The sequence below is a fragment of the Mesorhizobium sp. M0514 genome (assembly GCF_040321145.1).
GTDB lineage: Bacteria > Pseudomonadota > Alphaproteobacteria > Rhizobiales > Rhizobiaceae > Mesorhizobium.
Window position 1 is genome coordinate 145,390 of the sequence record NZ_JAMYQZ010000005.1, and the last position, 7,039, is coordinate 152,428.

Consider the following 7,039-nt stretch of genomic DNA (forward strand, 5'->3'; position numbering starts at 1 on the left):
AAATCAACCGGCATCTATTGATGCCAGGCTGGAATTCGGCCCCCTCTTAGCGCCCCGGCTACGGCTTGCCTATGGCGAAACTTCGTCGCGGCTCGAGGTCAGGGTCACGAAAGCGGCAGCCATTTCCAGGAACAGACCCATGTTCGGGACGAAATGGATTACGTGCGCCAGCGCCGCCCCGCGGTCTGGACGCCGAACAGCGACGGGTTGCGGGCATAGGCGGCAAGGCCCAGAAGCGCTGCCAGCGGGTGGATGATGACATAGACCGGCATCGAGGCCATCAGCGCGCTGTGCGGCGCTTTGTCCTCGAAGGCGGCACGGAAACTGCCTTCCTTCAGTGCCGGAACGATCTTTTGCGCGATGCCGCCGGTCAAAAACACGCCGCCGCGGCTCATGAACACCAGCGCGAGGTCGCCGGCGGTGCGGCCGAGGCAGGTGACGAACAGCGCCAGCGCTTCCTCGGCAACCGGGTCGGTCTTGGCCAGCGCCGCCCCGGTGATTTCGGCCGGCGTGGTGAACGGCGCCGGCTTGCCGTCGGCCTTGGCGACCGCCCGGTAGACATTGACCAGACCGCGCCCGCACAGGATCTGCTCGCCCGAAATGCGGCCGTCCAGCTTTTCGATATGCGGGAACACCTCGAAATCGCGCGGCGTCCGCGGACCGATATCCATATGGCCGCCTTCGCCAGGCACCGGGATCCAGTGGTGGAGGGCATGAACCAACCCGGCGACGCCGAGGCCGGTGCCGGGGCCGAGCACGACGCGTCCGGCATTCTCCTCCGGCGTGCCGCCGCCGATCTTTTCCATATGCTCTTCGCCGAGCGCCACGACGGCCAGCGCCTGCGCCTCGAAATCGTTGAGCACGACGATGTCGCCCAGGCCCAGATTGGCAAACATCTGCTTCGGCTTCACCACCCAGGGACAGTTGGTAAGCGGGATCTCGTCGCCATCGACTGGTCCGGCGATCGCCAGCACTGCCGAATTCGGCCGGATGGACGATCGGTCGAGCACCGCCGCCTGGATCGCCTCGTCTATGGTGGCGAAATTGGCGGTTTGCACGATATGCGGCTCACCGGCTTCCGAATTTGCGTCGAGCACGATCGAAAAGCGCGCATTGGTGCCGCCGATGTCGCCGATCAGCACTGGAAACCGCAACGCGGTGTCGTCGTCGCCTGACATGCTCTTGCTCGTCCCCTTTGCGGCGCCGTTGCGACCGTTTCAATCGCCCGGTTTTTCAATCGCCCGGTGTTCAATCGCCCGGTTTTCAATCGCCCCGGTTTTCAATCGATTGACTAGCGCATGGCCCCGGAAAGGGAAAGCGTCAGTTCGCCATCACTGTCCGACGTTTGCCGGCGGCCGTCGCCTTGGCAGGGGAATGCCGATCTCCGGCGTGGCGGTGAAGGCGTTGGCTGCGTTTGGCAAGCCGCCCGCATTGCCCGCAATAGGCGGAGGCGCGTCGGGTTCCGGCGCCCTGGCGGCGATCGGCACGCCGCCGCCGCGATAGGTGACGGCTTCCGCCGAGTCCGCGTCGGGCTGGTCGAGCACGAACTGGCATTGTTTCGGCAGGTTCGCCATCGTCATCAGGTCGCGCGCCTTGGGCGCGTCCGGGTTCTTGTTGGGCCGCCACGGCTCCTCGGTAAACCACCAGGCCAGCGGCTTGCCGCAGCCGTCGTCGTCGGGCGTCGCTTCCTGCCCCTTGCAGTTGGGCGAGCCCGGCTGGCAGCCGATGCGGATGTGGAAATGATAGTCATGGCCCCAGAACGGCCGGATTTTTCTCAGCCAGGTACGGTCGCCGGTGACGGTGTCGCACAGCTTCTTCTTGATCCCGGGATTGACCAGGATGCGCTCGACTTCCGGATAGCTCGCGGCGCGCTTCAACAGCTTGGTGTGCATCGGCTTCCACAGCCTGTCCTTCACCAGATGCGTCTTGTCGTCGACCATCAGAGTGGCGCTGATGTTTTCTCGCTCCTGGGTGGTGAGCTTGCGGTCGGGCATCGGCGTCAGCCAGATGTCGGCGTCGAGGCCGATCTGGTGCGAGGCGTGCCCGGTCAGCATCGGCCCGCCGCGCGGCTGCGAAATGTCGCCGATCAACAGCCCCGGCCAGCCGTCGGCGGCGGCATCGCGCGACAGTTTCTCGATCAGCGCGATCATCGTTGGATGACCCCAACGCCGGTTGCGCGAGGGACGCATCACCTCCCAGTTCTGGCCGTCCATCGGAATGGCGACGCCGCCGGTGAAGCAGCCCTTTGAATAGAAGCCGAAGGATTGCGCCGCGGCCACCGCCGGCAGCTTCTTGGCGCCGAACAGGTCTTTTGCCCGTGGCTCGGCCGTGATTGCGCCCGCCACCAGCCCGGCCAGCGCCAGGATCGCCAGCGCCGCCGTCAGGAACGGCCGTCTGCCGGTCAAGGATCGCATCGAGATCGTCATGAATCCCACTGCAAAAGTCCGCAACACAATCGAATCATATCACCCTCGGGCTCGCGTTTCGATTATCTACCTTCATCGGGCTGCGCGGCTCGCCGTCGCGCCAGCTGCCGTCGGCCCACATCCGATCGAACGCCTGGCGGTAGTCCGGATAGCGGAACCGGTAGCCCGCTGCCTTGATCGCGGCGTTGGCGACGCGCTTGTTCTCGCCATAGAAGGACCGCGCCATGGGCGAAAGTTGGGCGGTCTCGAAAGGAATCTCTGGCGGCGGCTCGACGCCCATCAGCGAAGCGGCATAGGTGACGACATCCTGCGGCGGCGCCGGCTCGTCATCGGTGACGTTGAAAATGCCGCCTCTATTGCCACCGATGAGGTGCCAGAGCGCGCCGGCGATGTCGTCGCAATGGATGCGGTTGAACACCTGGTCGGGCTTGACCAGCCGCCTGGCCGTGCCGTTTTCCAGATTGACCAGCGCGTTGCGTCCCGGCCCATAAATGCCGGAAAGCCGCAGGATCGCCACCGGCTTGCCGGTCTTGAGGCCAAGCTGCAGCCAGTCCCGCTCGGCTGCCACGCGCATGGCCGAGCGTTTCGATACCGGCCGGCACTCGGCCGTTTCATCGACCCAGGCGCCGTCATAATTGCCATAGACGCCGACGGTCGAGAGATAGCCGATCCAGCGAAGCGCCGGCATCGCCTCGATCGCCTTGCGCGCGGCGAGAAGCACAGGGTCGCCGGCCTCCTCCGGTGCCACCGAGATAATGAGGTGGGTGGCTTTCTCTAGCGCGTCGCTGATCTCAGGCGTCAGCACGCCGTCGAACAGCAGCGGGGCGATGCCGGCCTGCCGTAGCGCGTCGAATTTTTCCACTGAGCGCGTGGTGCCAAAAATGAGATTCTTGTGAAGAGGGACCCCCACCCTACCCCTCCCCACAAGGGGGAGGGAACGCTGCCGCGCGCTCTTGCCGATCCCAGTCGCTGGGTCAGCCAAGGTAGGCGCTTCCGCGAGTTCCCCTCCCCCTTGTGGGGAGGGGTTAGGGGTGGGGGTATTCGTAGTGCGCAAACCGTGCCAGCCCGCATTGGCCCGTGCAAAGGCTTTGCCCGAATAGCCGGCGCCGAAGATAAAAACCTGCTTTTCGTTCATGCGTGCGCCTCAATTGGCAATGCGGACAGCCATTCGTCCTGCACTGTCGTGTCGGTTTCGGTTTTCAAGTAGATCGCCGCCTGCCCGTTGAATTCGGCGGCCGTCACCAGCCGCGCCAGCGCCCAGATCGCCGCGCCGCGCACCAGCGGCGAGGCGTCGCCAAGGAGGGTGCGGACAGGGTCAGCCAGCAAAGTATCGCCGGAATTGCCGGCGGCAACCAGCACGTTGCGGACAAAACGATCGCGGCCGATGCGCTTGATCGGCGAGCCGGAGAAAAAGGTCCGGAACGCCGTGTCGTCCAGCTGCAACAGCTCGACCAGTGGCGGCTCGCGCAGTTCATCGCGCGCGGCGAGCTTGGCCTCCGAGGCGGCGCGGGCGAACTTGTTCCACGGGCAGGCGGCGAGACAATCGTCGCAGCCATAGATGCGGTTGCCGATCTTTTCGCGGAATTCTTGCGGGATGGGGCCCTTGTTCTCGATGGTCAGGTAGGAGATGCAGCGCCTGGCATCGAGCCGGTAGGGCGCCGGAAAGGCGTCGGTCGGGCAGGCGTCGAGACAGGCGCGGCAGGAACCGCAATGGTCTACCTCGGTCGCATCTGGCGTGAGCTCCGCCGTGGTGAAGATGGTGCCGAGAAACAGCCAGGAGCCGTGCTCGCGGCTGACCAGATTGGTGTGCTTGCCTTGCCAGCCGAGCCCGGCGGCCTCAGCCAGCGGCTTTTCCATAACCGGCGCCGTATCGACGAAAACCTTCACGTCGCCGCCGGCCCGCGCGACGATCTTGCCGGCGATCTCCTTCAGCCGGCCCTTCATCACCTCGTGATAGTCGCGGTTTTGCGCATAGACCGAGATCGCCCCGCGGTCGCGTCTTGCCTGCAGCGCACGCGGATCGTGGTCGGGCCCGTAATTCATTGCCAGCACGATGATCGAGCGCACCTCGGGCCACAGCGTCGAAGGCTCGCTGCGGCGTTGGAGCGTCTCCGCAATCCACGCCATCGAACCGTGAAAACCATCGGCGATGAATTCGGCCAATCTGGCCGGCGCCAGCGGGATCGCACCGGGCGTGGTGATGGCAACCGCATCGAAGCCGGCGCGCCGCGCCTCGGCGTCGACCAGCGCGCGCAGGGTTTGGCTTCTAGAAGTCGAGGTCCGCATAATGCGACACCGGCGACAGGCCGCGCACCCGGTCGGTGAGCAGCGGCCGGAACGACGGCCGCGATTTCACCCGCGTGTACCATTCGCGCGCCGCGGCATGCTCGCGCCAATCGATCTCGCCGAGATAATCCAGCACCGACAGCGTCGCCGCTGCCGCCAGGTCGGCATAGGTGACCTTGCTGCCGGCCAGCCAATGACGGGTGCCGGCCAGCCAGTTGGTGTACTTCATGTGCTGGCGAATGTTGGCGCGCGCCGCGCGGATCGCCGCCGAATCGGGGGAACCGCCGCCCGCCGTTTCCGGCATCACCGGCTTCAGCACGCGCTCGCGCACCAGATGCCGGGTCACTTCGCTCTCGGCCTTGTTGAGATACCAGTCGGTCAGGCGGCGGATTTCGGCGCGCTGCATCGGGTCTTCGGCAAACAGGCGCTTGTCGCGCTTCAGGACACCACGTGTTTCGTCGAGATATTCAGCGATCACCATGGCGCCGACGATCGGCACGTCGCCTTCGGCCAGCAGGATAGGCAAGGTGCCGGCGGGGTTCAGCGCCAGAAACTCCTTGCGCCGCGTCCACGGTTTTTCCTCGATCAGCGCCAGCTCCTCGCCATATTCGCCGAAGGCGAGGCGCACGAAGCGGCAGGTGGCGAACATCGGGTGATGGAAAAGCGTCAGCATGATTCCGCGATATTAAGGCGCACTGGCGAATCGCCGTCCGCACCGGTAAGTCTTGGCGGCCCGTCATGCGGCCGTCACGGTGCTGCGACCTATAGGGGGACTTCCGCGCCGTGACAAGCAAGCCCTTTTGCCAGCCGTTTCCTTCCGTCCCTTGAATGCCGAGGTTGCCATGGATAGCCACACCATCGTCGAAGCCCTGCTGCTCGGCCTGCTGGAGGGGCTGACCGAGTTCATCCCGGTCTCCTCGACCGGCCATATCCTGCTCGCCGGCCATTTCCTCGGCTTCCATTCCACCGGCAAGGCCTTTGAGATCCTGATCCAGCTGGGCGCCATCCTGGCGATCCTCAGCGTCTATTTCCGCCGCCTGTGGCACATGCTGCTCGACCTGCCGTATGACCGGCTGACGCGGCATTTCGTCCTCGGCATCCTGATTGCCTTCCTGCCGGCCGCCATCATCGGCGCGCTGGCGCATGATTTCATCAAGACGGTGCTGTTCGAATCGCCAAGGCTGATCTGCATCATGCTGATCATCGGCGGCGTCGTGCTCTTGGTCGTCGACCGCATGAAGCTGCAGCCGGTCTACCGTGATGTCGAGCGCTTCCCGACAAGGCTTTACCTGCAGATCGGCCTGTTCCAGTGCCTGTCGCTGATCCCCGGCACGTCGCGCTCCGGCTCGACCATCGTCGGCGCGCTGCTGCTGGGCGTCGACAAGCGCGCGGCGGCGGAATTCTCCTTCTTCCTCGCCATCCCGACCATGGTCGGCGCCTTCGCCTTCGATCTGTTCAAGAACCGCAACGTGCTGAGCAGCGCCGACCTGCCGATCATCGCTATCGGCTTCATCGCCGCCTTCCTTACCGCGCTGATCGTCGTCCGCTTCCTGCTCGATTACGTCTCGCGCAACGGCTATTCGTTGTTCGGCTGGTGGCGCCTGGTGGTGGGAGCGGTTGGGTTGGTGGCGCTTTTCATTTGGGGGTGAGCTTTACCCTCCCCCTTGTGGGGGTCCGAAGGACGGGCGAGACAGGCGGCTCGCCCCGGTCAGTCGATCCGCGTAGCGGATCGGGGTGGGGGTCCTTGTAGGGCGCTACCCCCGCCCCGTCGAACAATCTCCGCTTCGCGTCGAGCGCTCGCCGACCCTCCCCACAAGGGCATAGGCGCTAAGATAGCTTTGGCATGGACTGAAATTTGCGCTTTCGTGGTGGTTCGCGCCAGCGATATCGCAAGGCATGGAGATTTTGGCGCAGGGCCGCCAAGGAAGGTTGAGTAAAGATGGTCGCGATCAGAGAGGCGACGATCTGGCGGGTGGCGCGCCACAGCAGCGGGCGCCCGTCGCTCAAGGGGGAGAGACACCCAACTCCTGCGAGAGGGGTTCGGTCACAAGCGCGATGAGGAAGTGTGCAAGGATCCAAGGCTTTGCGATCCTTGGGTCTTTGGCGGGAGGAGAGCGCAGCCCGATCAGGCTCTTCAGGCGCTTGAAGGCGAGTTCGATGCGCCAGCGCATGCGGTAGAGCTTGAGGACCGTATCGGCGGGAAACTCCTCCCGGTCAAGCGAGGTCACAAGCAGGACGAAGCCGGCCGCAATCAGCGTCTGCGGTTGAACCTTGTTGCCCTTGGCCCTGGCTTCCTTGTTGATTTTGCGCCGCGCTTCTTGTGCCGC

The 7,039-nt window shown here is 64.9% G+C and carries 7 protein-coding genes; 1 reads left to right on the forward strand and 6 read right to left on the reverse strand.

The window, feature by feature from the left end; translation table 11 throughout:
• Window positions 1-158 precede the first annotated feature (158 nt).
• The 5 genes from NKI61_RS04210 to NKI61_RS04230 all read right to left on the reverse strand — a co-directional run bounded on the left by NKI61_RS04210 (window position 159) and on the right by NKI61_RS04230 (window position 5,385).
• Window positions 159-1,178, reverse strand: coding sequence for a glucokinase (locus NKI61_RS04210; RefSeq protein WP_023687565.1), 1,020 nt, complete (start codon window positions 1,176-1,178; stop codon window positions 159-161).
• A gap of 153 nt (window positions 1,179-1,331) precedes the next feature.
• Window positions 1,332-2,414, reverse strand: coding sequence for a penicillin-insensitive murein endopeptidase (mepA, locus tag NKI61_RS04215; protein WP_502899841.1), 1,083 nt, complete (start codon window positions 2,412-2,414; stop codon window positions 1,332-1,334).
• Between the two features lie 46 nt (window positions 2,415-2,460).
• The gene (locus tag NKI61_RS04220) at window positions 2,461-3,561 is read right to left on the reverse strand and encodes an SDR family oxidoreductase (protein ID WP_352838883.1); all 1,101 of its coding nucleotides are present in this window, start codon (window positions 3,559-3,561) and stop codon (window positions 2,461-2,463) included.
• The gene (queG, locus tag NKI61_RS04225; protein WP_352838884.1) at window positions 3,558-4,712 is read right to left on the reverse strand and encodes a tRNA epoxyqueuosine(34) reductase QueG; all 1,155 of its coding nucleotides are present in this window, start codon (window positions 4,710-4,712) and stop codon (window positions 3,558-3,560) included. Before queG ends, NKI61_RS04220 begins: the two co-directional genes overlap by 4 nt.
• Complete coding sequence (locus NKI61_RS04230; protein WP_023681225.1) at window positions 4,693-5,385, reverse strand: glutathione S-transferase family protein; 693 nt, start codon at window positions 5,383-5,385, stop codon at window positions 4,693-4,695. The genes queG and NKI61_RS04230 overlap by 20 nt, the downstream gene beginning before the upstream one ends.
• Before the next feature lie 169 nt (window positions 5,386-5,554).
• On the opposite strand from NKI61_RS04230, the gene NKI61_RS04235 reads away from it, so the two are divergent.
• Window positions 5,555-6,361, forward strand: a complete 807-nt coding sequence (locus NKI61_RS04235) for an undecaprenyl-diphosphate phosphatase (RefSeq protein WP_352626658.1) — start codon at window positions 5,555-5,557, stop codon at window positions 6,359-6,361.
• A gap of 354 nt (window positions 6,362-6,715) precedes the next feature.
• Here NKI61_RS04235 and NKI61_RS04240 read toward each other — a convergent pair.
• Window positions 6,716-7,039: transposase (locus tag NKI61_RS04240; protein ID WP_502899843.1), on the reverse strand; the 324-nt coding region annotated here is incomplete at its 5' end.

Coding starts and splice junctions, on each gene's coding strand:
- NKI61_RS04210 (WP_023687565.1), bottom strand. CDS start 1,178: ATGTCAGGCGACGACGACACCGCGTTGCGGTTTCCAGTGCTGATCGGC.
- mepA (WP_502899841.1), bottom strand. CDS start 2,414: ATGCGATCCTTGACCGGCAGACGGCCGTTCCTGACGGCGGCGCTGGCG.
- NKI61_RS04220 (WP_352838883.1), bottom strand. CDS start 3,561: ATGAACGAAAAGCAGGTTTTTATCTTCGGCGCCGGCTATTCGGGCAAA.
- queG (WP_352838884.1), bottom strand. CDS start 4,712: ATGCGGACCTCGACTTCTAGAAGCCAAACCCTGCGCGCGCTGGTCGAC.
- NKI61_RS04230 (WP_023681225.1), bottom strand. CDS start 5,385: ATGCTGACGCTTTTCCATCACCCGATGTTCGCCACCTGCCGCTTCGTG.
- NKI61_RS04235 (WP_352626658.1), top strand. CDS start 5,555: ATGGATAGCCACACCATCGTCGAAGCCCTGCTGCTCGGCCTGCTGGAG.